Source organism: Sphingomonas sp. JUb134, assembly GCF_004341505.2.
Taxonomy (GTDB): Bacteria; Pseudomonadota; Alphaproteobacteria; order Sphingomonadales; family Sphingomonadaceae; genus Sphingomonas.
The window spans coordinates 2,535,202-2,556,928 of record NZ_SLYP02000001.1 but is presented as its reverse complement, the minus strand read 5'-3'; the positions used below and the strand labels follow the sequence as shown (position 1 = coordinate 2,556,928).

Here is a 21,727-nt window from a genome sequence, read left to right as displayed (position 1 = left end):
AAGCCCTGCCGATGGTAGACGTTCCTAATACGCCGCTGCTCGACACGGTCCGGACGCCGCAGGATCTGCGGGCGCTGAAGCCTGCGCAGCTGCGCCAGCTTGCCGACGAACTGCGCCTGGAAACCATCTCGGCGGTGGGCACGACGGGTGGCCACCTCGGCTCCGGCCTCGGCGTGGTCGAGCTGACGACGGCGATCCACTATGTGTTCAACACGCCCGACGACCGGCTGATCTGGGACGTCGGGCATCAATGCTATCCGCACAAGATCCTGACCGGTCGCCGCGACCGCATCCGGACGCTGCGCCAGGGGGGCGGCCTCTCCGGCTTCACCAAGCGCAGCGAGAGCGAATACGACCCGTTCGGCGCCGCCCACAGCTCGACCTCGATCTCGGCCGCGCTGGGCTTTGCCACCGCCAACAAAATCGCTGGTCGGCCCGGCAAGGCGATCGCCGTGATCGGCGACGGCTCGATGTCGGCGGGCATGGCCTACGAGGCGATGAACAACGCCGAACAGGCAGGCAATCGCCTCGTCGTGATCCTCAACGACAACGACATGTCGATCGCGCCGCCGGTGGGCGGGCTTTCGGCCTATCTGTCGCGCATCGTCTCCAGCCGCGGTTTCCTGGGGATCCGTGAGACGCTGAAGAAGGTCGCCCGCCGCCTGCCGCGCCCGCTCCATTCGGCCGCCCGCAAGACCGACGAGTTCGCCCGCGGCATGACGATGGGCGGCACGCTGTTCGAGGAACTGGGCTTCTACTACGTCGGCCCGGTCGACGGCCACAACCTCGACCACCTCATCCCGGTGCTGGAGAACATCCGCGACGCGGAAGAGGGCCCGATCCTGCTCCACGTCGTGACGCAAAAGGGCAAGGGCTACGCCCCGGCCGAGGCGTCGGCGGACAAGTATCATGGCGTCCAGAAGTTCGACGTCATCACTGGCACCCAGGCCAAGGCGCCGCCGGGGCCGCCGAGCTACACCAGCGTCTTCGCGCAGGCACTGGTGGCCGAAGGCGAGCGCGACCCGACGATCTGCGCGATCACCGCGGCGATGCCCGCGGGGACTGGCCTGGACAAGTTCCAGACGCGGTTCCCCGAGCGCTCGTTCGACGTCGGCATCGCCGAGCAGCATGCCGTCACCTTTGCGGCCGGCCTTGCCGCCCAGGGGATGCGCCCGTTTTGCGCCATCTACTCGACCTTCCTCCAGCGCGCCTATGACCAGGTGGTCCATGACGTCGCGATCCAGAACCTGCCGGTCCGCTTCGCGATCGACCGCGCCGGGCTGGTCGGCGCCGACGGCGCGACTCACGCCGGCAGCTTCGACGTCACCTATCTGGCGACGCTTCCGAACATGGTCGTGATGGCCGCCGCCGACGAGGCGGAGCTGGTTCATATGACCCACACCGCCGCGCTCTACGACGACGGCCCGATCGCGCTGCGCTACCCGCGTGGCAACGGCGTCGGCCTGCCGCTTCCGACCACGCCGGAACGGCTCGAGATCGGTAAGGGCCGCGTGGTCCGCGAGGGCAAGAAGGTCGCGATCCTCTCGCTCGGCACCCGCCTGGAAGAAGCGCTCAAGGCCGCCGAGCAGCTGGAGGCCAAGGGCCTATCGACCACGGTCGCCGACCTGCGCTTCGCGAAGCCGCTGGACGAGGCGCTGATCCGCCGCCTGCTCACCACCCATGAGGTTGCGGTGACGCTGGAGGAGGGCGCGATCGGCGGCCTCGGCGCCCATGTCCTCACCTATGCGAGTGACGAGGGCCTGATCGATGCGGGGCTGAAGCTGCGCACCATGCGCCTGCCCGACGTGTTCCAGGACCAGGACAAGCCCGAGAAGCAGTATGACGAGGCCGGCCTGAACGCGCCGCAGATCGTCGACACGGTGCTGAAGGCGCTGCGGTGGAACGAGGGCGTCGAGGAAACCCGCAAGCCGGCCTGAGCGGGCAATCGATACTCCTGCGAAAGCAGGAGTCCAGGGCCACGAACGCTTCCGCTTGAGGCCCTGTGCTCCTGCCTGCGCAGGAGCACGGAGCTAGTTTTCCGAACCCGCCGGCCCCTCACTCCACCCGCAGCATCATCGCATGCGCCATGCGCAGGAACGACTGCTGCATCTGCGCGCCGAGCGCCGGCTCGACCCGGTTTTCGGCGAGCGCGCGGCTCATCGCGTGCACCCATTGCCGGGCGGTTTCGCGCGTGATCGGCATCTCGCGGTGCAGCGACATGATGCAGGCGCCGGGTCGCGCCACGAACCAGTCCCTCGGCCCGCCCAGCCAGGCGGTGAGGAACTGCGTCAGCGACACCCGCACCGGCAGCAGGTCGGCATCGTGCATCGCCCGAAGCTCGGCATATTCGGGTTCATGCTCCATCAGGTCATAGAAGCGGTCGACGACCAGCCGCACCCCGTCCGCCCCGCCGATGCGGTCGTGCAGGCTCGGCAAAGCCTTGGCAGAAGAGGCGGGGGCGGCGGTCATCATCATCTCCGGGCGTGGCAGCGCAGGATCGCGTCTAGGCGGACCGAACCCGATCCGCCTTGATCTCGCGCAACCGCTGGCAGCTCCTCAGAGCCGCATCGTCCCCGTGTCCATGAAGCGCTGGTGCCAGGACAGCGCCTCGCCCGGCAGCGACGGCGCGTGGAGGCCATAGCTCCCGTTCAGGGCCCGCGCGTAATAGTCGGCGAGCATCGGCCGGTAGTCGGGGTGCGCGCAATTCTCGATGATCAGCCGCGCGCGCTGCTTGGGGCTCAGCCCGCGCAGGTCGGCCAGTCCCTGCTCGGTGACGATCACCTGCACGTCCTGGTTGATGTGGTCCACATGCGCCACCTGCGGCACGATCGCGGAGATGGCGCCGCCCTTGGCGGTCGAGGGCGTCATGAAGATCGAGATATAGGCATTGCGGGCGAAGTCGCCCGATCCGCCGATGCCGTTCTGGATGCGCGACCCCATGACATGGGTGGAGTTCACGTTGCCGTAGATGTCGGCCTCGATCAGTCCGTTCATCGCCAGGCAGCCGAGCCGCCGCACCAGTTCCGGATGGTTGCTGATCTCCTGGGGGCGCAGCACCATCTTGGTCCGGTAGACGCCCATGTTCGTGTTGAGCCGCTCCGCCGCCTCGGGGCTCAGCGAAAATCCGGTGGCCGAGGCCATGCGCAGCCGCCCACTGTCCAGCAGGTCGAGCATGCCGTCCTGGATCACCTCGGTGAAGGCGGTCATGTCGTGGAAGGGGCTGTCGACGAGGCCGGTCAGCACCGCATTGGCGATGTTGCCGACGCCCGACTGGATCGGCAGCAGCGACGCGGGCAGGCGCCCCTGGCGCACCTCATGCCCGAAGAATTCGAGCAGATGGCCCGCAATCGCGCGCGCCGTCGCGTCCGGCGGGGTGAAGGGCAGGTTGCGGTCGGGCGCGTCCGTCTCGACGATCGCGACGATCTTGTTCGGATCGCAGCGGAAATAGGGTTCGCCGATGCGGTCGTCGGGTCGGACCAGCGGGATCGGCACGCGCGCCGGCGGCAGCGCGGTGCCGTAGTAGATGTCGTGCACGCCTTCGAGCCCGGCGTCCTGCCAGCGGTTGACCTCCAGGATCACCTTGTCGGCACGGTCGATCCAGGTCTTGTTGTTGCCGACCGAGGAAGACGGGATCAGCGCGCCGTCCGGGCGGATGCCGGAAACTTCGATCACCGCGACGTCCAGCGGCCCCAGGAAGCCCTCCCAGGCCATCGGCGCGACCTGGCTCAGGTGCATGTCGAAATAATCCATCTCGCCCGCGTTGATCTTCGCGCGCGCGATCGGATCGGAGTTGTAGGGCAGGCGGAACTCGATGCCGTCCGCCTTGGCGAGTGCGCCGTCGAGCTCCGGCCCGGTCGAGGCACCCGTCCAGATGCGGACGCGGAACGGCCGGCCCGCTGCGTGTTCTGCTTCGATCCGCGCGGCCAGTGCGGTCGGCACGGCCTTGGGGTACCCGGATCCGGTGAACCCGCTCATGCCGACCGTGTTGCCGGACGAGATGTGGGTCGCAGCCTCGGCGGCGGTGCAGATTTTGCCGCGAAGCGCCTGACACGCGATACGGTCGACCATCGGGTTCTGTTCTCCGTTAGGGGGTTCGGCGCTGCATCAGCATCGCAGTGATTGCCTGGCGGGCCAGCGGCAGTCGGCTGCCGACCCGAAGCGTCGCATGGCGCGCGAGCCGCGCGCCGGGACGCTCGTCCGTATAGAGCCGCACCAGGAAATTCGTGGCGGCATAGAGCGGCCGGCTGGCGAGCCGGTGCGTCAGCTCGTAGCGGCGCAGCAGCGCCGGCGCCGCGATGTCGCCGCCGCGTCGAGCGGCATCGGTCACCAGCTGCGCCAGCGTCGCCTGGCTCTGGAGGCCCAGGTTGAAGCCATGGGCGGTCACCGGGTGCATGCCCACGGCCGCATCGCCGATCAGCGCCGCGCACGTCGCCGCAAAGTGGCGGGCATAGGTGGTGGCGAGCGGATAGATGTGCGCGGGCGCGTCCACCTCCATCCGCCCGAGCCGGCCCTGGTACCGCCGCGTCAGCTCCGCCCCCAGGGTCGCATCGTCCAACCCCCCGATCCGCGCCATCGCCTCTGTCGGAAGGGTGAGCACCGCGGACGAGCGCCGACCGTTGAGCGGCAGCATCGCCACCGTCTGGTGGTGATCGAACCACTCGGTGGCGACGCCCTGATGGTCGCCCTCGTGGCGGACCCGGCACACCATCATCGATCGGCCGAGCCGGTTGATCTCCGCCCCGATTCCCAGCTGCTCGCGTACCCGCGAAAAGCGCGAGTCCGCCGCCACCAGCAGCCGCGCGGAAAGGACCCGCCCGTCTTCGAGCGTCACGTCGGCGGACTGTGCATCCGTCCGGATCGCCGCAACGCCGGTGCCGGCAAGCAGCGTCAGGTTGGGCTGCTCGGCGACCGTCTGGTACAGCGCCTCGCGGATGCGATGGTTCGGCACCATCAGGCTCAGCGGGCCGCCGCCGTGGCCGGACGTCTCGAACGAGAGCGCGAAGGGGGAGGCGCCGTTCAGCACCCGCGCCTCGTTGAGCGGCGAGATCTCGTCCGCCGGCAGCAGGTTCCAGGCGCCTAGTGCCTTGAGCGTGCCGATCGACCGGTGGGTGAGGGCGATCTCGCGCCCGTCATAGGCTGGGGCGGCGATCGCCGCCTCCGGCTGGCGCTCGATCACGGTCACGCGGAGTGGCGCATCGGCCAGCGAACGCGCCAGGCTGAGCCCGGCCGGACCGCCGCCTATGATCACTACCTCACTATCCATCGCGCGAACCTCCCGTGTGCCGGGCGCTATGCGGGTGCCCTCCTGCGCCCGTCCTTGCGCCCGATCAACCCGCTCCTGCCCGTAAAACGTCTCGGGGCGCTGGAGTGCCCCACCGGGCTCGACATTTGCGCGCAGGCGTTCCACTTCAGCGCCATGACCCGCAACGCCCCTGCGCCGGCTTGGCGCGCGTTGCATGATCTGGGAGCACGCGCATGACGTTGGTTGGTGTCGACTGGGGATCGAGCAACCTGCGCGCCTATCGCTTCGGGCCGGATGGTGCGGTGATCGACCGGCGCGACTCCCCGCGCGGTGCGGCACGGCTGAAGCGCGACGAGTTCCCCCAGGTGCTGGCCGACACGCTCGAAGGCTGGCTGCAGGCGGATACGCGGGTGGTGCTCGCCGGCATGGTCGGCGCGCGCGCCGGCTGGCACGAGGCACCGTATCTTCCATGCCCCGCCGATCCGGCCGGGCTCGCCGCCGCCGCCCTGCGGGTCGAGGATGCGCCGGCCCATTGCTTCATCGTCCCCGGCCTCTCCGCGCGCGACGCAAGCGGCGTCGCCAACGTAATGCGGGGCGAGGAGACCCAGATCCTCGGCAGCGGGCTATCGGACGGCACCATCGTGCTGCCCGGTACCCACAGCAAATGGGCGCGCGTCGAAGGGGGCCGCATCACCGGCTTCTCCACCATCATGACGGGTGAGATGTACGCGCTGCTGCGGAACAACTCGCTGCTCGGGCAGCTGGCGGAGGGGGACACGCCCGACGAAGCCGCCTTCACGCTGGGCGCCCAGCGCGCGCTGGACAATCCCGCAGGCGTGCTGCCGCTGCTTTTCTCGGCGCGCGCCGACGTGCTGCTCGGCAGCCTCGCGCCGCAGGCGGTCGCCAGCTATCTCTCCGGCCTGCTGATCGGCGGCGAAGTGGCGGCGATGCGGGATGCGACCGGCCAGGGGCTGGTGCTGATCTGCAATGCCATGCTTGCCGCGCGCTACCAGGTCGCCCTGGCGCTGGCGGGTGTGACGGATGTGACCGTAGTCGACGGTGCCGATGCGGTGGCGCGCGGCCTGTGGCGAATTGGAGGATTGCTGAAGTGACGATCGAAACCCTGCTGGGCGGCCTGCCGCTCGTCGCCATCCTGCGCGGCCTGACCCCGGACGAGGCGCCGGCGATCGCCGACGCGCTGTTCGACGTGGGCTTCCGCTGCCTGGAAGTGCCGCTCAACTCGCCCGAGCCGTTCGACAGCATCCGCCGCATCGTCGATCGCATGGGCGATCGCGCGCTCGTCGGGGCGGGCACGGTGCTGACCGTCGCCGACGTCGGCCGGGTGGCGGATGCCGGCGGCAAGATCGTGATCTCGCCCAACAGCGACGTGGACGTGATCGCCGCGACCAAGGACGCCGGGCTCCAGTCGCTGCCCGCCTTCTTCACCCCCAGCGAGGCGTTTCGCGCCATCGCGGCCGGTGCCGATGCGCTCAAGCTCTTCCCGGCCGAACTCGCCGGACCGCAGGGGCTGAAGGCGATGCGCGCGGTGCTGCCCAAGAGCTTCCCCGTCTTCCCCGTCGGCGGCATCGATCCCGACACCATGGGGCCGTACCTCCAGGCGGGTGCCGCCGGCTTCGGGATCGGCTCGTCGCTCTATGCGCCCGGCCGCAGCGTCGAGGACGTGCGCGCCCGCGGCGCGGCATTGGTCCAGGGCTTCGAGGCGGCCCGCGCCGGCTGACATACATGCCGGCAGCGGCGCATCCGTTAGAGGTCTTCAGCGCGCCTCGACGGAGTCGAGGATGCGCCCGCCGGCCATGAACACCGCGACCGGGCAAAGGGTGAACAACGCCCATCCCCCGGCGCCGGGATACTGCTCGACATAGTTCAGCCCGCGCTCGACGGCGCCCATGCCTAGGCCGTAGATCACTAGATAGGCCTCGAACTTGGTCTTGATCGTGAACAGGCGGGTGACGCGGTTCCACATGGCGGGCGCGTAGCAAGCCCCGTGCCAGTAGCGGAAAACTGCGCCTCCGCTTGGTGCGGCGTAGTTAACTGTAAGTTAATTCGACAAGTTCGAGCGTTTCGAGCAGCGCTCCTCGTGCGGTCTCGATCTGCTCGATCAGAGCCGGATCCGCGATGGCGTCATGCGCGATCGTCTCCGGCCAATGGCTGCAGACGACCTCCGCAATCCTGTCGAGCTTTGCCTCGTCCACCAGGAACCGCGGGTCGATCGTCGCGGGATCGGCGACGACGCGCAGGCGCAGGCAGGCGGGGCCGCCGCCGTTCGCCATCGACTCGCGAACGTCGACTACTTCCAGCCGGCGGATCGGGCCATTGCCCGCGACATGCTCCTGCAACCAGTTCCACACCGATGGCGTCGCCCGTGCTTCCTCCGGCAGCACCAGCGCCTGCACCCCATCCGGCAGCGTCACCAGCTGCGCGTTGAACAGGTAGGAGGCGATCGCATCCTCCAGCGGCACGCGGGCCGCGGGCACCTCGACGATCTCCACCTCCGGCAGCAGCCGGCGGAGTTCGGCGTAGAAGCCGGGCGCATCGGCGAAGGCCTGTTCATGGCAGAACAGCACGCGCTCGTTCGCCACGGCCACCACGTCGTTGTGGAAGGCGCCGGCCGCGATTGCCGCGTCCGATTGCTGCACGAACAAGGTGCGGGTCGGGTCCAGGCCATGCGCCCGCGCTACCGCCGCGCTCGCCTCGCGATGCTGGCGGGCGGGGAAGGGCCCGCCGGCAACGCCATAGACGAATACCTCGACGCCCGGCTGGCCATGGCCTGCCGAGAGCCGCATGTGGTTCGCCGCGCCTTCGTCCCCGAACGGCGCCGGCACGGGCGGATGCACCGCAAAGCTCTCATGCGCGAAGGCGAGCCGCAGCTGTGCCAGCGTCGCGGGCCACTCGTGGCTGCGATGCGCCATGGTGACGAGGTTGGCGACGCTGAGATGACAGCGGCCATCGGCCGTATCGGGGGCAGGGGAGACGGTGGCAGCATTGGCCGCCCACATCGCCGAGGCCGACAGCGCCTGCGCCTTCAGGTGCGCAGGTGCCGCCGCATAGTCGGTGGCCAGTGCCGCCAGCCAGCGATGATCCGGCCGCGGGTGCGGCAGCAGGATCCCCTGCGCCAGGCCGAGGGCGAGGTTGGCGCGCATCTTGGCGATGCCCTGCAACGCCGCCGCGCGCGGATGCGAGACCGCACCCGCATTGCGGGTCGCGGCCAGGTTGCCGTGGCTCAGCCCCGCATAATTGTGGCTCGGCCCGACGATCCCGTCGAAGTTGATCTCCCGCACGGCCATCAGTCGCGCTCCACCACCGTCACCTGGTCGCCGGCCTCAACGCCCAGCAATGCGGCACAGTCGGGGTCGAGCAGCACGTCGCCGGCGTCGGCCGCACGCACCTGGCCCAGCGCCACGCGGAAATGCTCCAGCCGCCCGGCCGAAACCAGCATCGGCTCCCCATCGCCGCCCAGCTCGGCCACGCGCACCTGCCGCGCGTTGCGGATGGTCGCCACCTGGTCGGTCCGCGCGGTCATCGTCGGGCCGCCGTCGAAGATGTCGACGTAGTTCTCATAGTGGAAGCCTTCGCGCTCCAGCATCCGCATCGCGGCGCGGCCGGAGGGGTGGGGGAGGCCGATCACCGACCGCGCATTCTCCGGCAGCATCGCCGTGTAGACCGGATGCTTGGGCATCAGGTCGGCGATGAACTGGTTGCCGTGGATCGCGTTGAACTGGTCCGCTTCCTGGAAGCTCATGCCGAAGAAGCGCCCCGCCACTCCGTCCCAGAAGGGCGACCCGCCCGCCTCGTCGATTACGCCCCGCAGCTCCGCCAGGATACGGTCGGCAAAGCGCTGGCGATGCGCCTTGATGAACAGGTAGCGGCTGCGCGCCAGCAGCAGCCCGAGCCCGCCCGCGCGCTCGCCCGGGTGCAGGAACAGCCCGCCGACCTCGCTCGCGCCCTCCAGGTCGTTCACCAGGTTGAGGATCTCGGCACGGAAGGTCCGGCGCAGCGCCTCGCTGTGCTTGGTGAGGGTCGCGACCCGATAGGAGTAGAAGGGCCAGTGCTGCCCGACCTGGGTGAAGATCTGGCAGGTGCCGCGCACCTCCTGCGTCTCCGCATTCTCCAGAACCAGCACGAACAGCTCGTCTTCCAGGCTGTCGGCGTCGCGCGCAAAGGCGGCGTGGCTCCGCTCCAGCTTCGCCCGCAGGGCGGGCTTGTCGGGGGGCAGGTTGGTGAAGCCGCCGCCGGTCAGCTTCGCCATTTCATAGAGGTGCTGCAGGTCCTCGTCGCGGGCGGCGCGGATGCGAAAGCTCATGCGCTCCCCCGCTCGACCAGCCGCAGGATCGAAAGTGCCGAAAGCGCGGCGCGCTCGGCAAGGCTGTCGGGCAGCATATATTCCTCCGGCGAATGGATGGCGCCGCCGCGTACGCCCATGGTGTCGACCACCGGCACGCCGCATGCGGCGATGTTGTTGCCGTCGCACACGCCACCGGTGTCGCGCCAGCCGACCGAAAGCCCCAGGCTCTGGCCCGCATCGCGGACCAGCCCGAACAGGCGCTCGGCGGCGGCATCGATCGGCTTGGGGGGCCGGTTGAAGCTGCCGTGGCACTCGACGCACACGTCGTGCCCCGCGGCGACCTCGGTGGCGGCAGCATCCAGCGCCGCCTGCGCGCGCGCCGCCGCGTCGAGCGAGGCGGGGCGGAAGTTGACGCGCAGCACCGCATGTTCCGGCACGACGTTGTTAGGGCTGCCGCCGTCGATCCGCGCCGGATTGACGGTGAGGCCATCCCCCGCCGCATCCGCCAGCCGCAGCGCGAGCTCGGCCGCCGCCACCAGCGCGTTGCGGCCTTCTTCCGGATTGCGGCCCGCATGGGCGCTGCGCCCCGTCACCGCGAGGGAGAAGTTGCCCGTGCCGCCGCGGGCACCCGCCAGCGTTCCGTCCGCAAGCGAGGGCTCGTAGACGAAGGCGGCGGCCTTGCCGCGCGCCGCCCGCGCGATCAGCGGTGCGGAGGAGAGCGAGCCCGTCTCCTCGTCGGAATTGATGACGACCTGGTAACCCAACCGCCCGGCAAAGCCCGAATTCTCGATCGCTTCCAGCGCGGCGAGCATCACCGCCAGGCCGCCCTTCATGTCGGCGACGCCGGGGCCGTTCAGCGCGCCATCCTCGCGCACCCGCATCTTCTGGAACGGGTGGTCCGCCGGGTACACCGTGTCCATGTGGCCGGCGAACAGCAGCTGGATCGACGCCTGTGGCCGCACCGTCAGCAGCAGGTGGCGTCCGTGCTCGATCGGTTGCAGCCGCCCGCTGGCGGAGATCGCCTCGACCGGGTCCGGCTTGATCAGCGCGATCCCGCCGGGAAGTACGGAAAAGGCGTCCGACAGCAGTTGCGCCATCCGCGCCAGCCCGGCGAGATTGCGCGTGCCGCTGTTTACCGCGACCCAGGGTTCGAGGTGCGCCAGCATCGGGGCAGCGCGCGCCCGTTCGACAACGGTGGCTTCCGCGCTTGTAAGAACATCCATGGGTGCGAGGCTAGCGCGGTTCCGCCTCGGAAGGAACGGGGCCTAAAAGGAATAGACCAACGAGGCGCGGGTGGTGGTGTCGGTGGTGACGCTGCCTTCGGGCGGCCGGCTTTCGTATCGCACCGCATAGGAGACCTGCGCGGAGAGCGGCCCCAGCAGCTTGGCGTCGACCGCCGTGGTGCTGCTGACCGTGCTGTTCGCCTGCGCGGCGAGATAGGCGGAGGCGTCCTGGCGCAGCGTCAGCGCGGGGGTCAGGCGCCAGTCGAAATCGACCGAACCGCGTGCGGCAAGGCTGCTTTCCTGCGTCTCGTCGGTGAAGTCGGTCTGACGAAACGCGGGGCCGAGTTCCAGGTCCAGGGTCAACGCCGGCCGCTTGATCGCGCTGTAACCGGCACCTGCCGAGGCCGAGAAGCGGCTGTTGTACCCGACGAACCGGTCGCTCTCGAACTGCGTCGAGCCGTAGACGTAGAGCCGGTCGTCGACCTTGTAGTTCGGCTCATAGGCGGCGAGATAATATTCCCGGTTCGTGACGCCGTTCGCCTTTTGATAGTCGAGCTGCAGGCGCAGCTTGTGGCGCCAGCGGAAACCCTCGCGCGACAGGTCCAGCACGCCGGTCGCGCCGAAATTGTCGGTGTTGCCCGAACTCGCATAGCCGCCGAGTTCCGCACGCCCCTTCACCAGCGCGAAGAACGAGGATTCCTGGAGCTCGCGGGTGCGTTGGGCAGCACGATCGGCCGTCCACTTGCCGGTGATCTCGCGGACCAGGTCGATGCTGTCCGGCGCTGCGATCCGCGAATATTTGACCAGCGTCGCGACCTCGCCCTCGTTGCCCGATGCCATGGCGGCATCGAGCATCATCTTGAGCTGCTCGGGGATCGGCGCGTCCTTCTTGGCGGCAGCCGGCGGCGCGGCATTTGCCAGCAGGAGCGGTGCGGCAAGGAAAAGATACGCAGCCTTGATCACGCGCCTGTCCTTAGCTGCAATGCAGCGAGAGGTGAACCCGCCTTCCGACTCGCTCCGTCGCGTCAGCGCGCGGTACGGCCTAGCGGCTCGGCGAACAGCTCCAGCAGCCGCTCGTACAGCGCACGCTTGAAGCCGACGATCGCCTCCGGCAGCTCCTCCGGCTCGGCCCAGCGCCAGGCGCGGAACTCCGGCTCGGGCGTCGCGATGTCGATGTCCTGCTCCTCGCCCTCGAAGCGGAAGGCGAACCAGCGCTGGCGCTGCCCGCGATAATTGCCGCCCCAGACCTTGCCGATCATGTCGTCCGGCAGGTCGTAGGTGAGCTCTTCCGGCGCCTCGCCGATCAGCGAGACCTTGTCCGGCTGCACGCCCGTCTCTTCGCGCAGCTCGCGCAGCGCCGCTTCCAGCGCATCCTCGCCCGGATCGATCCCGCCCTGCGGCATCTGCCAGGCCTCCAGCGTGGAATCGATCCGCTGGCCGACGAACACGCGGCCGTCGCGGTTGATCAGCATGACGCCCGCACAGGGCCGGTAGGGAAGGGTGGTCTCGTTCATGGCATGTCTCCTAGCGGTGCGGCCGCGGCCAAGTCGAGGGGCTCAGCCGGCCGCCTGCGCCAGGACGCGCTCGGCCTCCGCCTCGGTGATGATCTGGCGCAGCGCCACCAGCGCGCCGGCAAGGTCGCCCTGGCTCGACGGGATCGCGCGGCGCAGGTTGAGGAACCCATGCACATTGCCCCGCGCCTCGCGATAGGTGACGGCGACGCCCACCTGGGCGAGCGCCGCTGCATAGGTGCGGCCCTGATCTCGCAACGGATCGAGCCCGGCGGTCAGCACCAGCGCGGGCGGCATCTCCGCCATGTCGCCCAGCAGCGGTGAGGCGCGCAGGCTCGCGCGCTCTGCCCGATACGCCTCGCCGAACCAGGCGAGCGACTCGCGGGTCAGCAGATAGCGGTCGGCGAACTCGGCGTGGGACGGATATTCGCGGGTGATGTCCGTCACGGGATAGATCGGCCACTGCGCGATCACCGGCGCCGCCGCGGGCCGATCGCGCAGCGCCATGGCGGTGACGATCGCCAGCGCGCCGCCCGCACTGTCGCCGGCCAGCACCAGGCTCGTCACGCCGCGCTCCAGCACGGCCGGTCCGGCCGCCAGCCAGCGCGCGGCGGTTTCGGCGTCGTCAGGCGCCGCCGGCCAGGGGTGCTCGGGCGCAAGCCGATAGTCGAGCGCCACCACCGGCAGGTCGAGCATCCGCGCGATCTCCGCACAAAGGCTCGCATGCGAGTCGAGGTCGCCGATCACGAAGCCGCCGCCGTGCAGGAACAGCACCACGGGCCCGGGCTCCCGCGAGGGACGCGCGTCGAACAGGCGGGCGCGCAGGTCGCCGTGCGGCGCGGGAATGGTGCAGTCGCGGACCACCGCCAGCGTTCCCGTCGGGAGGTCCGCCACGTCCTTGGTCGCAAGGAGCTGTGCGCGTGCGGCAGCGGGCTCCAGCTCATGCATGCGCGGGCCCGGCATGTTCTCGAGATAGCCGAGGAAGGCGCGGACGTCGGGGCGGACGAAAACGGTCAAGGCGCTCTCCTGTGGCGCGGCGTTGCGGCCGCGGTGCGTGTGCTTACCTATGAAGCGTGATCCGCGTCGTCCACCACCCCGATTACGTCGCGCCCGCACCGGCGCGCAGCACCTATCAATGGAACAAGAACGGGCTGGTCCGCGACCTGCTGCGCGCGCAAGGAGCCGGGATCGACTGGCACCAGCCGGATCCGATGCCGCGCCAATGGATCGAGGCGGTGCACGAACCCGGCTATGTCGCGGAGGTGATCGAGCTCGCCGTCCCCCCGGAAAAGGCGCGCCGGATCGGCTTTCCGATCACCGCCGAGGTCGCGACACGCGCGCAGGCGGTGCCCGGCGGCACCTATCTCGCCGCCCGGCTCGCGCTCGAACACGGCTTTGCCGCGAACACCGCCGGCGGAAGCCACCATGCGCTGGCCGACACTGGCGCCGGCTTTTGCGTGTTCAACGACCTGGCGATCGCCGCCAACCGGCTGGTGGAGGAGGGGGCGGCCGCGCGCGTGCTGGTGGTCGACTGCGACGTGCACCAGGGCGACGGCACCGCCTCGCTGCTGGCGGGCCGGCCCGGGCTCGCCACCTATTCCATCCACGCGGAAAAGAACTTCCCCGTGCGAAAGGCGCGCTCGACCCTCGACGTGCCGCTCGCGGACGGAGTCGGCGACGACGAATATTGCGCGGTGCTGGCCCAGACGCTGGTCCCGCTCGTCGACGGCTTCGCGCCCGACCTGATCCTCTACCAGGCGGGGGTGGACCCGTTCGCAGGCGACCGGCTCGGCCGGCTCGCGCTTACGCGCGAAGGTCTGGTCCGGCGGGATCGCTGGGTGGCCACGCTGGCGCGCGACCGCGGCATCCCGCTCGCGAGCGCATTGGGTGGCGGCTACGGCGACGATGCGATGGAGGTGTCGGAGCGGCATGTCACCTCGATCCTCACGCTGGGCGGGGTCTTCGCCGGATAAGGTCGGTAGCAGGACGGCTTGCGGTGATCGCGCGGAGGTGCATGTAGGGCGCCATGCACGCGCCCCGCTCTTCCTTGCCCTCTTCCCTGACCGCAACGCGCGATCCGCTCCGCTGGCTCGCGCCCGCGTTCGAACAGATGCTCGGCCGGATCGACCAGGGCCTGGAGTTCGGCGCCATCGAAGCGACGCTTCCGAGCGGCCGTGCCGTCCGGCTCGGCGGGCGTGGCGAGGGGCCGGTGGCAGTGGTGGTGCTCCACCGCTGGCGTGCGATGCTGCGGCTCGCGACCGGCGGCTCTGCGGGCTGGTACGAGGCCTGGGTGTCGGGCGACTGGTCGAGCCCCGACCCCGTGCCGCTGTTCGACCTTTTCATGCGCAACGGCCGCGCGCTCGGCAACGTCGGCCGCGCGGGGCGGCTGACCGGCATCGTCCGGCGCTTCGCCCATTGGTCGCGCCGCAACCATCGCGCCAATGCCCGCCGCAACATCCAGTTCCACTATGATCTGGGCAACGACTTCTACCGCGCCTGGCTCGATCCCAGCATGACCTATTCGAGCGCGCTGTTCGCCGATCCCGCCGATCCGCTGGAGGCGGCGCAAGGTCGCAAGCTCCAGGCGATCCTCGACCGCACCGAGACCAAGCCTGGCGACACGATCCTGGAGATCGGCTGCGGCTGGGGCTCCTTCGCCGAGCGCGCCGCCCGCGCCGGTCGCCGGGTCCACGGCCTGACCCTCTCGTCCGAGCAGAAGCGGTTCGTCGAGCAGCGCATGGCCGATGCGAAGCTCGACGGCATGGAGGTGTCGCTCACCGACTATCGCGACGCCACCGGCAGCTACGACGCCATCGCCAGTATCGAGATGGTCGAGGCGGTGGGGCAGGAGTATTGGCCGGCCTATCTGGACGCGATTGCCGCGCGGCTGAAGCCGGGCGGCCGCGCCGCGCTCCAATATATCGCGATCGATGACGCGCTGTTCGATGCCTATGCGAACAACGTCGACTTCATCCAGGCCTACATCTTCCCCGGCGGCCTGCTGCTTTCGACCAAGCGTTTCCGTGCGCTTGCCGAGGCGCGGGGCCTCGCCTGGCAGGACGAGCACCGCTTCGGCCAGGACTATGCCGAGACGCTCTACCGCTGGCGCCTCGCGTTCGACGCGGCCGAGACAGCCGACGACCTCCCCGACAACTTTCCGCCCGGCTTCGCCAACCTGTGGCGCTATTACCTGATGTACTGCGAAGGCGGCTTTCGCGGTGGCGGCATCCACGTCGCCCAGGTCACGCTGGTGAAGCGGGCCTAACCACCGCAACCGTGCTCCTGCGAAGGCAGGAGCCCAGGGCCACAAGCGTCACCGTCGGAAACTCTAGGCTCCTGCCTGCGCAGGAGCACGTCAGCGCGACGCGAGCGTCTCAGTCGACCCGCTCGAAATGCCCCGTCTCGAACCCCGACACCATCAGCGCCGCGATCCGTTCCGCTACTACCTCCGGCGGCTTCACGCTCTCCGGCGCCTCGCCCGGATAGGCGCGCGCGCGCATTTTGGTGCGGGTCGCGCCCGGATCGACGATCGCGGTGCGGATCGCCGTCAGCTGGCGCACTTCCGCGCCGAATGCGGTCAGCAGGTTCTCGAACGCCGCCTTCGACGATCCATAGAGCCCCCAGTAGGCGCGCGGGGTGCGTGCGACGCTGGAGGTAAGCCCCACGACCCGGCCGTTCTTCGCCTGGCGCAGCATCGGCCCAAACGCGCCCAGCAGCGCTGCCTGCGCGGTCACGTTGAGCGTGAACAGCTTCGACATCTCCTTGAAGTCGATCGCATTCACCGGCCCCAGCGTGCCCAGCATTGCGGCGTTCAGCACCAGCATGTCGAGCGCCTGCCAGCGCTCGCCCAGCGCCGCTGCCAGTCGCGCCACGCCGTCCGGCTCGGCCAAGTCCAGCGGCGCGATCGTCGCGCTGCCGCCTGCCTGGTGGATCGCTTCCTCGACTTCCTCGAGCCCGCCCGGCGTACGGGCGGTCAGCACCACGTGCGCACCCTGCGCGGCGAGCGCGAGCGCCGTCGCCGCGCCGATGCCGCGGCTGGCTCCCGTCACGAGCGCGAGCTGGTCGGCAAGGGGCTTGTCGGTCATCGAAGATCCTGGAGCTTGGAAAGGAAGGGCAGGGGTGCGCCGGCGATCAGCCGACGCGCTCCTCCAGCATCGCGAGCTGGTCGACCGTGCGGGTCTCGTCCTGGTCGGTCAGCGGCGTCGGATAGTCGCCGGTGAAGCAGGCATCACAATACTTCGGCCGCACCGCTGCGCGCTCGGCCTCGCCCAGCGCCTTGTAGAGGCCGTCGATGGAGACGAACGCCAGGCTGTCCGCCTGGATGTACTCGGTCATGCCGCCCAGATCGAGCTTGGCCGCCAGCAGCTTCGCGCGTTCCGGCGTGTCGACGCCATAGAAGCAGCTGTGCCGGGTCGGCGGGCTGGCGATGCGCATGTGCACCTCGGCAGCGCCGGCATCGCGCATCATCTGCACGATCTTCAGCGACGTGGTGCCGCGCACGATCGAGTCGTCGATCAGCACGATCCGCTTGCCCTCGATCAGCTTGCGGTTGGCGTTGTGCTTCAGCTTCACGCCCAGGTGGCGGACCTTGTCGCCCGGCTGGATGAAGGTGCGGCCGACATAGTGCGAGCGGATGATGCCGAGCTCGAAGGGGATGCCCGACTGCTGCGCATAGCCGATCGCCGCCGGCACGCCCGAATCGGGTACGGGGATCACCAGGTCGGCATCGACCGGGCTCTCGATCGCCAGCTCGGCACCGATCGCCTTGCGCACCGAATAGACGGAGTTGCCGCCCGAGATCGAATCGGGCCGCGAGAAATAGACGTATTCGAAGATGCACGGGCGCGGCGCGTTCGGCGTGAACGGGCGGATCGAGCGCAGCTCGGTGCCCTTCACGATCACCAGCTCGCCCGGCTCCACGTCGCGCACGTACTCGGCCCCGACCACGTCGAGCGCCACCGTCTCCGACGCGAAGATCACCGAATCGCCGAGCTTGCCCATCACCAGCGGGCGGATGCCCAGCGGATCGCGGCAGGCGATCATGCCTTCCGGCGTCATGCAGATGAGCGAATACGCGCCCTCCACCTGCTTGAGCGCATCGATGAAGCGGTCGAGCAGCGTGCGGTAGTTCGACGTCGCCACCAGGTGGATGATCACCTCGGTATCCGACGTCGACTGGAAGATCGAACCGGTCCGCACCAGGTCCTTGCGCAGGCGCAGGGCGTTGGAGAGATTGCCGTTGTGCGCCACTGCAAAGCCGCCGCTCGCCAGTTCGGCATAGAGCGGCTGCACGTTGCGCAGCGCCGTATCACCGGAGGTGGCGTAGCGGACGTGGCCGACGGAGGTCTGCCCCGGCAGCGCCTCGATCACGTCGGGCCGGTCGAAGTTGCCCGCCACATGCCCCATCGCGCGGTGCGTGTGGAACTGCACCCCGTCGAAGCTGGAGATGCCGGCCGCTTCCTGCCCGCGATGCTGCAGCGCGTGGAGCCCCAGGGCCACCAGTGCTGCCGCGCCGTCCGCGCCGGAAACGCCAAAGATGCCGCACTCTTCGCGCAGCTTGTCGTCGTCGAAAGGATTGGTGCTAAACATCGGCCCCACGGGGTTCGCTGAGATGCGAGCGCCATATAGGGAGCGATTCCGGGTTTGTCGCCCTTCTGTCACGAAGAATGTGCGAGCGCCCCGGATTGCCGCCCCGTCGCCTCCCCGGTAAGCCGCCGCCCATGGACGCGCGCGACACCGGCCTCACCCTCGATCCCAAGTACGACGCCGCAGGGCTCGTCACCGCCGTGGCGACCGACGCCGCGACCGGCGAGCTGCTGATGGTCGCGCACATGAATGCGGAGGCGCTGGCGGCGACGCTGGAGAGCGGGGAGGCGACCTTCTGGTCGCGCAGCCGCAACCGGCTGTGGAAGAAGGGCGAGACCTCCGGCCATTTCCTGCGCGTGGTGGAGGTGCGGATCGACTGCGATCAGGACGCGCTCTGGCTTCGCGTCGAGCCGGCGGGCCCCGCCTGCCACACCGGCGCGCGCAGCTGCTTCTTCCGCCGGATCGAGGACGGCCGGCTGGTCGCCGTCGAATGAAGCGAGGTGTCGCCGCCCTGGCGCTGGCGCTTGCGGCCTGTTCGGGAGGCGGCGACCCGGCGAACACCGAGGCACCCGATCTGGAGACGGTCGCGATCGAGCGCGGCGTGGTGCGCGATCCCGGCGACGACTCCCTCACCGGGCTCTACGAGCGGGGCGGCGACCGGCTCTGCCTCGTGCCGCAGGGGGAGGACCTGCGGGTCGGCGCCTTCGTCCTCAACGGCGGCCGCCTCGGCTGCAGCGCGAGCGGGAGGGGCAAGCGTTCGGGCGATCGCCTCCGGATCGACTTCGGCAACGCCTGCCAGCTGGAGGCGCGGGTCGAGGGCGCGCGCATCATCTTCCCCGCCAAGCTGCCGCCGCAATGCGCGCAGCGATGCACCGCCCGCGGCACCTTCAGCGGCCTGCGCGTCGAGCGGATGAGCGACGTCCTCTCCGAAGCCGCCGCCCTCCGCGACCCCCGCGGACGCGCGGTGTGTGGAGGCTAGGACCCAGCACGCCTTGGACGCAGGTGATGAGATGACCCCGGCCTACGCCGAGATGACATAGGCGAGTGCGCAGCCGGCTAGCGCCCAGTTGCGGACGTCACGCGATCAAGGTGGCGAGCCGCTTCGTCGCGGCATGTATTGTGATCCAGCAGATCGCCGTCAGCGCACCGTAGCTGGACCCGATCGCTGCCCCTTTGAGGGGATTGGTCGCGAGAAATATGAAACCTGCGAACAAGGCTCCCGCAACACCTCCGGCTACCAAGAGCCGAGCATAACGCCCGCCGAGTGCCACGCCAGCTTCACGCGCTGCTGCGTAGAATGGCATAAGTAGCAGTAGTGACACCATGCAGGTGAACGGCAGAGCGACAAGACTCGTACGGTTGAGCTCAGCAAAAAGTAAGATTGATCCAGCCGAACAGCCCGCGAGGGCCGCCGCCAAACTGATGAGGACCAGGCGAATAACAGCCATCGAGAGAGCATAGCAACTAACAGAGATGGGAGCAGCAACGAAGGTCCGCTTCCCACCCACCACCGGCTGTTCGGAAGTGGCTACGAGCGACGGGAGGAAACGCCAGTTGCAGACGTTCCGCCATATCCGCATATTTCTCGGATGCGGTCATTGATACTCTGCTTTGTGGCCACGCTGGTCGCCGGTTGCGAGTCAGACAGAATGACAGCGCAGGTCAGCAGGGTTGAGGTTCGGGCTCCTGGCCTGACCGTGACGTTAGACGCAAAGGGCAGTGACGAGCCTGTCGCCAACATCGCGGTCGAAGGCCAAAAGCTAAAATCGTTTGAGGTCAGTCCTGTCGCCTATGCACGGTTTCTGGAACGTATCGAAATGTTCAAGTCCGCTTCTGGCCCGACGGATGAAAGGTCTAAGCGGTTCTTATCTGAAACTTGCCCGGCAGATACTCCGTATGTCACCGACGCGGGCATGATCTCGATCCGCTGGATCGGAGCCGGCCTTGATCGTATCTACGTTGCCGAACTCGGATGTGATCCACGGCAGAATGCAGACCGAAACCGCAGGCTACGCGCCGTTGTGAACGACTTGCCGATCTCCTTCGGTCCGAAAGCGGTTTAGTCCGCGGCAGCTTTCTTTCGTCTGTTGCGCAGAGCCACCAGTCCGCTCTCCCCCATTCCTCGCCGTTCTATCGGCCCGAAGCGGCCCGGCAGCTTTCGCCGACTTGCGGACATTCCCGAGCGCGTCGATGCTGACCTGATGGAATATGATCCTCAGGCGTTGGATGCCGCTCACCGCCATTCGAGCAACCACCGGGCAGAGTTGGGGCGAAGTGATCTGTGCGGCTGCTTCTACTGCCAAGCGACCTTCACGGCTGCTAGTATCGATGAGGGGGTGGAGCATGAAGGCGGAACAGCCCTTTGCCCGCAGTGCGGCGTAGACTCGGTGATCGGCTCAGCGTCCGGGTACCCGGTGGGAGACAAATACTTTCTGGGCTCTATGCACGATCGCTGGTTCACCTGAACGGCAGCTAACCACCCAATGTCGGCCATTCGCCAGCGCCGCCCGGCTCACACGCGGAACTACGATGCGACCGGCGCCTCCGGTGCCGCGACCGACGCCGCCGGCTGCGAGGCAGCCTTGCGTCGCACGCCGCTCAACCCTGCCGGACCTTCTTCCCCGGCTACGGCCGGCGCGGGGGAGGCGATCGGCTGTGGTGCGCGGCGCATGCATTGCGGCTTGGGCTGGGGGAAGTCCGCGCAGTTCCACAGCGCGCGCTCCAGGTTGCGCGGTCGGTCGCGCAGGTAGCTGAACGACATCGACGTCAGCTGCTGGGGCGACAGCGTGCCCTTCGCGCTCGCCGGCAGGTGGCGCGGGTCGGTCCAGCCCATGAACTTGCAATAGGGGCGCTCGCCGCAGGCCCGATCCGCCAGGATCGGAAGGCTCGCCGCATCCTTGGCGTCGACATGGATCAGGAAGGTGTTGGGTTCGTCCGCCGAGGGCTTCAGCGCCGAAGCCGGGAGCGCCATCGCCTTCTGCATCGCCAGCGCCTGCGTTTCGGCCGCCAGCACCTCCGGCAACTTGTGCGCGTCGAAGTGCGCGGCAAGCTGAGTTACGCGCGGCTCGCTGCCGGTGGCGGCGAAGCGGAACGCGGGCGGAGTTCCCCACCAGCCGGTCCAGCGGAAGAACAGATGCGTGTGCACCGCCACGATCTTGTCGAGGCTGGAGCTCCAGTAGGGCACCACCCAGTCGGTGTGGTAATGGGTGGCATGGCCGACGGGCCTGTAGACCGCGCCCGCCAGCGCCGCGTCCGCGACCTTGCGCGCGCGCTCCCAGAAGGGCTCGGAATACCAGCGCGCGAGCGCCCCGTCGCAGGTGAAGGTGAACTGGCATCCGGTGGTCCGCTCCGAACCCTGGAACACCACCCCGCACACCGTCTTCGGGAAAGCCGGATGGCGGACGCGGTTCAGCACCACCTGGGCGACCGCCTTCTGCCCCTCCGGATCGTCGCCCGCCTCGTAGAGCACGGCCGCGGCGAGGCAGTCGCTCGCCCGCGCGCGATCCTCGTCGGGGCCGCCGAAACGGAAGGGACGGGCAGCGGGGTTGGGGCCGGCATGGAACGGGATGCCGGCGTTGAACGCCCGCGCCTCGTCCGCCGTCATGTCCTGGAACTCGATCGGCTCCACGGCCGGCAGTTCGGCGGGGGGCAGCACGCGACGCGGTGCCGCATCCCGCATCGCGCGGCTGGCCTGGGGCGGCATCGGCGGCGCATGCGTCACTGCCCATGCGGGCACCAGCACCGCCGCCAGCGCCACCGCCGCCAGCACCCCGTCGAGCACGCGCGAGCCCGTGCCGAGCGGCGCCGCGCGCACGCCTGAGGAATCAGGCGCACGCGCGCCGCGGGACACCAGCATGTGGAT

General features: G+C 69.1%; 22 protein-coding genes. 8 read left to right on the top strand and 14 right to left on the bottom strand.

From position 1 onward, the window contains the following. Nucleotides 1–11: 11 nt before the first annotated feature. The gene (gene dxs, locus EDF69_RS11820; protein WP_132881913.1) at nt 12–1,937 is read left to right on the top strand and encodes a 1-deoxy-D-xylulose-5-phosphate synthase; all 1,926 of its coding nucleotides are present in this window, start codon (nt 12–14) and stop codon (nt 1,935–1,937) included. A 118-nt stretch (nt 1,938–2,055) separates the two neighbouring features. Here the strand turns inward: dxs and EDF69_RS11815 are convergent, their stop codons facing one another. The 3 genes from EDF69_RS11815 to ubiM form a co-directional block, all read right to left on the bottom strand. Beyond that, a complete protein-coding gene (locus EDF69_RS11815; protein WP_132881914.1) occupies nt 2,056–2,469 on the bottom strand; it encodes a group II truncated hemoglobin in 414 nt (137 codons plus the stop codon). Between the two features lie 87 nt (nt 2,470–2,556). Continuing rightward, complete coding sequence (locus EDF69_RS11810) at nt 2,557–4,068, bottom strand: acetyl-CoA hydrolase/transferase family protein (protein WP_132881915.1); 1,512 nt, start codon at nt 4,066–4,068, stop codon at nt 2,557–2,559. A gap of 16 nt (nt 4,069–4,084) precedes the next feature. Beyond that, nucleotides 4,085–5,263: a 5-demethoxyubiquinol-8 5-hydroxylase UbiM gene (ubiM, locus tag EDF69_RS11805; protein ID WP_132881916.1), complete on the bottom strand. Its 1,179-nt coding sequence runs from the start codon at nt 5,261–5,263 to the stop codon at nt 4,085–4,087. A 212-nt stretch (nt 5,264–5,475) separates the two neighbouring features. On the opposite strand from ubiM, the gene EDF69_RS11800 reads away from it, so the two are divergent. Further along, on the top strand, nt 5,476–6,354 hold the full coding sequence (locus EDF69_RS11800; RefSeq protein ID WP_132881917.1) for a 2-dehydro-3-deoxygalactonokinase: 879 nt from the start codon (nt 5,476–5,478) through the stop codon (nt 6,352–6,354). Then, on the top strand, nt 6,351–6,980 hold the full coding sequence (locus EDF69_RS11795; RefSeq protein ID WP_132881918.1) for a 2-dehydro-3-deoxy-6-phosphogalactonate aldolase: 630 nt from the start codon (nt 6,351–6,353) through the stop codon (nt 6,978–6,980). Before EDF69_RS11800 ends, EDF69_RS11795 begins: the two co-directional genes overlap by 4 nt. A 36-nt stretch (nt 6,981–7,016) precedes the next feature. On the opposite strand, the gene EDF69_RS11790 is transcribed toward EDF69_RS11795, so the two are convergent. From EDF69_RS11790 to EDF69_RS11760, 7 genes are all read right to left on the bottom strand, one after another. Further along, on the bottom strand, nt 7,017–7,226 hold the full coding sequence (locus EDF69_RS11790; RefSeq protein ID WP_125960127.1) for a hypothetical protein: 210 nt from the start codon (nt 7,224–7,226) through the stop codon (nt 7,017–7,019). Between the two features lie 64 nt (nt 7,227–7,290). Further along, on the bottom strand, nt 7,291–8,547 hold the full coding sequence (locus EDF69_RS11785) for an N-succinylarginine dihydrolase (protein WP_132881919.1): 1,257 nt from the start codon (nt 8,545–8,547) through the stop codon (nt 7,291–7,293). Next, the gene (locus EDF69_RS11780) at nt 8,547–9,563 is read right to left on the bottom strand and encodes an arginine N-succinyltransferase (RefSeq protein WP_132881920.1); all 1,017 of its coding nucleotides are present in this window, start codon (nt 9,561–9,563) and stop codon (nt 8,547–8,549) included. The genes EDF69_RS11785 and EDF69_RS11780 overlap by 1 nt, the downstream gene beginning before the upstream one ends. Further along, nucleotides 9,560–10,768, bottom strand: a complete 1,209-nt coding sequence (locus tag EDF69_RS11775; protein WP_132881921.1) for a hydrolase — start codon at nt 10,766–10,768, stop codon at nt 9,560–9,562. Before EDF69_RS11775 ends, EDF69_RS11780 begins: the two co-directional genes overlap by 4 nt. Before the next feature lie 42 nt (nt 10,769–10,810). Beyond that, on the bottom strand, nt 10,811–11,731 hold the full coding sequence (locus EDF69_RS11770) for a DUF481 domain-containing protein (protein WP_339538384.1): 921 nt from the start codon (nt 11,729–11,731) through the stop codon (nt 10,811–10,813). Between the two features lie 62 nt (nt 11,732–11,793). Further along, nucleotides 11,794–12,282, bottom strand: coding sequence for an RNA pyrophosphohydrolase (locus EDF69_RS11765; RefSeq protein ID WP_132881922.1), 489 nt, complete (start codon nt 12,280–12,282; stop codon nt 11,794–11,796). A gap of 42 nt (nt 12,283–12,324) precedes the next feature. Next, the gene (locus tag EDF69_RS11760) at nt 12,325–13,242 is read right to left on the bottom strand and encodes an alpha/beta hydrolase (RefSeq protein ID WP_132882061.1); all 918 of its coding nucleotides are present in this window, start codon (nt 13,240–13,242) and stop codon (nt 12,325–12,327) included. 110 nt (nt 13,243–13,352) lie between these two features. Between EDF69_RS11760 and EDF69_RS11755 the strand changes: the two genes are divergently transcribed. Both EDF69_RS11755 and EDF69_RS11750 read left to right on the top strand, forming a co-directional pair. Next, complete coding sequence (locus EDF69_RS11755) at nt 13,353–14,252, top strand: histone deacetylase (protein ID WP_132881923.1); 900 nt, start codon at nt 13,353–13,355, stop codon at nt 14,250–14,252. Between the two features lie 53 nt (nt 14,253–14,305). Continuing rightward, nucleotides 14,306–15,544, top strand: a complete 1,239-nt coding sequence (locus tag EDF69_RS11750) for a class I SAM-dependent methyltransferase (RefSeq protein ID WP_132881924.1) — start codon at nt 14,306–14,308, stop codon at nt 15,542–15,544. Nucleotides 15,545–15,653: 109 nt separating this feature from the next. Here the strand turns inward: EDF69_RS11750 and EDF69_RS11745 are convergent, their stop codons facing one another. Both EDF69_RS11745 and purF read right to left on the bottom strand, forming a co-directional pair. Further along, nucleotides 15,654–16,364 carry an SDR family NAD(P)-dependent oxidoreductase gene (locus EDF69_RS11745; RefSeq protein WP_132881925.1) on the bottom strand — a complete coding sequence of 237 codons (711 nt, stop codon included), beginning with the start codon at nt 16,362–16,364 and terminating at the stop codon, nt 15,654–15,656. Between the two features lie 46 nt (nt 16,365–16,410). Beyond that, nucleotides 16,411–17,868 carry an amidophosphoribosyltransferase gene (gene purF / locus EDF69_RS11740; RefSeq protein WP_132881926.1) on the bottom strand — a complete coding sequence of 486 codons (1,458 nt, stop codon included), beginning with the start codon at nt 17,866–17,868 and terminating at the stop codon, nt 16,411–16,413. A 131-nt stretch (nt 17,869–17,999) separates the two neighbouring features. Here purF and hisI point away from each other — a divergent pair, with 131 nt between their 5' ends. Then, nucleotides 18,000–18,359 (top strand): phosphoribosyl-AMP cyclohydrolase, encoded by a 360-nt coding sequence (gene hisI / locus EDF69_RS11735; protein WP_132881927.1) that lies wholly within the window; start codon nt 18,000–18,002, stop codon nt 18,357–18,359. Then, a complete protein-coding gene (locus EDF69_RS11730; RefSeq protein ID WP_132881928.1) occupies nt 18,356–18,844 on the top strand; it encodes a hypothetical protein in 489 nt (162 codons plus the stop codon). The genes hisI and EDF69_RS11730 overlap by 4 nt, the downstream gene beginning before the upstream one ends. A 97-nt stretch (nt 18,845–18,941) precedes the next feature. Here EDF69_RS11730 and EDF69_RS11725 read toward each other — a convergent pair whose 3' ends face one another. Beyond that, the gene (locus EDF69_RS11725) at nt 18,942–19,313 is read right to left on the bottom strand and encodes a hypothetical protein (RefSeq protein WP_132881929.1); all 372 of its coding nucleotides are present in this window, start codon (nt 19,311–19,313) and stop codon (nt 18,942–18,944) included. Nucleotides 19,314–19,514: 201 nt separating this feature from the next. Here EDF69_RS11725 and EDF69_RS11720 point away from each other — a divergent pair, with 201 nt between their 5' ends. Beyond that, complete coding sequence (locus tag EDF69_RS11720; RefSeq protein ID WP_132881930.1) at nt 19,515–19,928, top strand: hypothetical protein; 414 nt, start codon at nt 19,515–19,517, stop codon at nt 19,926–19,928. A 461-nt stretch (nt 19,929–20,389) separates the two neighbouring features. On the opposite strand, the gene EDF69_RS11715 is transcribed toward EDF69_RS11720, so the two are convergent. Further along, on the bottom strand, nt 20,390–21,721 hold the full coding sequence (locus EDF69_RS11715) for a cell wall hydrolase (RefSeq protein ID WP_132881932.1): 1,332 nt from the start codon (nt 21,719–21,721) through the stop codon (nt 20,390–20,392). Nucleotides 21,722–21,727 lie beyond the last annotated feature (6 nt).

Excerpts from the sequence above, each read along its gene's own strand:
- dxs (WP_132881913.1), top strand. The coding sequence starts at position 12 with ATGGTAGACGTTCCTAATACGCCGCTGCTCGACACGGTCCGGACGCCG.
- EDF69_RS11815 (WP_132881914.1), bottom strand. The coding sequence starts at position 2,469 with ATGACCGCCGCCCCCGCCTCTTCTGCCAAGGCTTTGCCGAGCCTGCAC.
- EDF69_RS11810 (WP_132881915.1), bottom strand. The coding sequence starts at position 4,068 with ATGGTCGACCGTATCGCGTGTCAGGCGCTTCGCGGCAAAATCTGCACC.
- ubiM (WP_132881916.1), bottom strand. The coding sequence starts at position 5,263 with ATGGATAGTGAGGTAGTGATCATAGGCGGCGGTCCGGCCGGGCTCAGC.
- EDF69_RS11800 (WP_132881917.1), top strand. The coding sequence starts at position 5,476 with ATGACGTTGGTTGGTGTCGACTGGGGATCGAGCAACCTGCGCGCCTAT.
- EDF69_RS11790 (WP_125960127.1), bottom strand. The coding sequence starts at position 7,226 with ATGTGGAACCGCGTCACCCGCCTGTTCACGATCAAGACCAAGTTCGAG.
- EDF69_RS11785 (WP_132881919.1), bottom strand. The coding sequence starts at position 8,547 with ATGGCCGTGCGGGAGATCAACTTCGACGGGATCGTCGGGCCGAGCCAC.
- EDF69_RS11780 (WP_132881920.1), bottom strand. The coding sequence starts at position 9,563 with ATGAGCTTTCGCATCCGCGCCGCCCGCGACGAGGACCTGCAGCACCTC.
- EDF69_RS11775 (WP_132881921.1), bottom strand. The coding sequence starts at position 10,768 with ATGGATGTTCTTACAAGCGCGGAAGCCACCGTTGTCGAACGGGCGCGC.
- EDF69_RS11765 (WP_132881922.1), bottom strand. The coding sequence starts at position 12,282 with ATGAACGAGACCACCCTTCCCTACCGGCCCTGTGCGGGCGTCATGCTG.
- EDF69_RS11760 (WP_132882061.1), bottom strand. The coding sequence starts at position 13,242 with ATGCCGGGCCCGCGCATGCATGAGCTGGAGCCCGCTGCCGCACGCGCA.
- EDF69_RS11750 (WP_132881924.1), top strand. The coding sequence starts at position 14,306 with ATGCACGCGCCCCGCTCTTCCTTGCCCTCTTCCCTGACCGCAACGCGC.
- EDF69_RS11745 (WP_132881925.1), bottom strand. The coding sequence starts at position 16,364 with ATGACCGACAAGCCCCTTGCCGACCAGCTCGCGCTCGTGACGGGAGCC.
- purF (WP_132881926.1), bottom strand. The coding sequence starts at position 17,868 with ATGTTTAGCACCAATCCTTTCGACGACGACAAGCTGCGCGAAGAGTGC.
- hisI (WP_132881927.1), top strand. The coding sequence starts at position 18,000 with ATGGACGCGCGCGACACCGGCCTCACCCTCGATCCCAAGTACGACGCC.
- EDF69_RS11730 (WP_132881928.1), top strand. The coding sequence starts at position 18,356 with ATGAAGCGAGGTGTCGCCGCCCTGGCGCTGGCGCTTGCGGCCTGTTCG.
- EDF69_RS11725 (WP_132881929.1), bottom strand. The coding sequence starts at position 19,313 with ATGGCTGTTATTCGCCTGGTCCTCATCAGTTTGGCGGCGGCCCTCGCG.
- EDF69_RS11720 (WP_132881930.1), top strand. The coding sequence starts at position 19,515 with ATGACAGCGCAGGTCAGCAGGGTTGAGGTTCGGGCTCCTGGCCTGACC.
- EDF69_RS11715 (WP_132881932.1), bottom strand. The coding sequence starts at position 21,721 with ATGCTGGTGTCCCGCGGCGCGCGTGCGCCTGATTCCTCAGGCGTGCGC.